Source organism: Microcoleus sp. B7-D4 (assembly GCF_036705125.1).
Lineage (GTDB): Bacteria > Cyanobacteriota > Cyanobacteriia > Cyanobacteriales > Microcoleaceae > Microcoleus.
The window spans coordinates 1-2255 of record NZ_JAUBTT010000236.1; the positions used below are offsets into that span (position 1 = coordinate 1).

The 2255-nt window shown below is 47.3% G+C and carries 1 protein-coding gene; it reads right to left on the reverse strand.

Features of this window, described 5'->3' with window-relative positions:
* Positions 1 to 2255: Calx-beta domain-containing protein (locus tag QUB12_RS37075; RefSeq protein WP_333311083.1), on the reverse strand; the 2255-nt coding region annotated here is incomplete at both ends.

Sequence of the window (2255 nt, forward strand, 5' to 3'; positions counted from 1 at the left end):
GGTTCTAAGGCTGCGGCATTGCTGAGGTTTAAGACTGTACCGGATTGAATTTGAGCCGTAATTGAACTGACAACAGCCTTGACAATATCGGTATTGACTACACTGGATGCACCGTCCATCAAAGCGCTGGTTTGGGTGATGAAGTTTTGGACTTTCACCATTGCGGCTAAGACTTGGACTCCGCCCGGTTGATTGTTATTGGTAGCTAAGATAGGGTCTAAGCTAGTTAGGTCAACTTCAGCGGGGAGAGAAAGGGCTGCTTTGACTAAAGATTGTGCTTCTTCGGCTGCAAATCCTTTGTCGATTAAGTCGGCGATTAAGGTGGTTAGGAGGGTGACTACACTCGCATCTGGTGGTGCGGTGACTGGTGTTTCTAGGGGTAAGCCGGTGGCGGTGTCAATGCCTCCTGTGGCTACTAAATTGCCTTCTGATGGATCGATTTCTCCGTTTTTGTTGGTGTCGAATGTCTCGAAGGGGATGTTGAGATTAAACTCACCGTTGCTGTTAGTTGTCGTTGAGGGTTCGTTGGTGTCGAGGACGCCGTTTTTGTTGGCGTCTAGGAAGAGAGTTGCACCGGAGATATAACCGTCAATTACGAGACCACGAATGCTATCGCGCATCAGGTTGAAATTGTCGCTGGCAGTGGCACCGGCATTGTCCGTTGCTGTCACCGTAATTGGCAACGAGAATGATGGGGGGACATTGGCCGCATCGAAATTGACGCTAAAGGTCAGCGTATTCGGGTCGAACTTAAGCCAATCGGGTGGAATGATGGTGCCGGTATTGGGGTCGAGGGTCAGCCAGAGGGGGAGGAAGTTCGGATTTAGATTGATGGAGTACGAGTAAGTGAGGCTGTCACCTGGATCTGGATCAATAAACGTATTTGGAGCAAGAGTCAAACTGAAACTGAAGTCGCTGCGGGGATTGGCATCACGTTGATTGCTGATGGGATTATTCAACTTCGGCGAATTGTTGTTGAGTATAGATTCAGCATCGATAATTTTCAGACTGGCAGTGTTTTGGATGCCAATAATGGAATTATCCCGATTGGTTATCCGAAACGCAATTTCTTCTGGTCCCTCAACTTGAGCATCCGGTAAGATGTCAATTGTGAAAGTTTTGGTCTTTTCGCCTGGGTTAAATGTGATTTCAGGAAAGAAATTGGGGGTATTCCAATCTGTTCCGAAAGTCGCTGAACCAGTAGGAGGTTCTAGGTACACCCTGGAAAAGTTGTTTAGATTCCCAGTGCGAGTGAGGGTAATTTGTTTCTGAACGATTCCTGTGCGACTTTCATTGACTTTGTAAGTAGCTTCGGAAAAATTAATTGTAGGAGGCCCGTCAGCATCGAAAATTTGCAAGGTAGCAGTATTTTGGAGGCCAATAATGGCATTATCCCGATTGGTGCTCTGAAACGCAATTTCTTCTGTTCCCTCAACTTGACCATCGGGAAAAATGTCAATTGTGAAAGTTTTGGTATTTTCGCCTGGGTTAAAGGTGAGTTCAGGAGAGAAATTGGGGGCAACGTTCCAATCTGTTCCGTAAGTCGCTGAACCAGTAGGAGGTTCTAGGTAGACCCTGGAAAAGGTGTTTAGATTCCCAGTGCGAGTGAGGGTAATTTGTTTCTGAATTCCTGTGGGACTTTCATTGACTTGGTAAGTAGCTTGGGAAAAATTAATTGTAGGAGGCCCCTCAGCATCGAAAATTTGCAAAGTGGCAGTGTTTTGAGTGCCGATATTGACATTAACCCCCCCATTGGCGATCCGAAACGCAATTTCTTCTGTTCCCTCAAATTGACCATCCGGTAAGATGTCAATTGTCAAAGTTTTGCTATTTTCGCCTGGGTTAAAGGTGAGTTGAGGAGAGAAATTGGGCGGAACTTTCCAATCTATTCCCCCACTCGCTGAACCAGTAGGAGGTTCTAGCCACACCGTGGAAAAGTTGCTTAGATCCCCAGTGCGAGTGAGGGTAATTTGTTTCTGAACGGTTCCTGTGCGACTTTCATTGACTTGGTAAGTAGCTGGGGAAAAATTTACCGTGGGAATACCAAGAATCTGATTGTTAGGTTGCGCTATTGGGAAGGGATTTTCGTTAGAGTTCGGTATTCCGATCGGGAATATGTTTGGGTTGCCTGTTCCTGTAGTGACTGGCGTCGGCGTCGGAGTGCCAGTTGTCGGTGTTGGCGTCGGAGTGCCAGTTGTCGGTGTTGGCGTCGGAGTGCCAGTTGTCGGTGTTGGCGTCGGAGTGCCAGTTGTCGG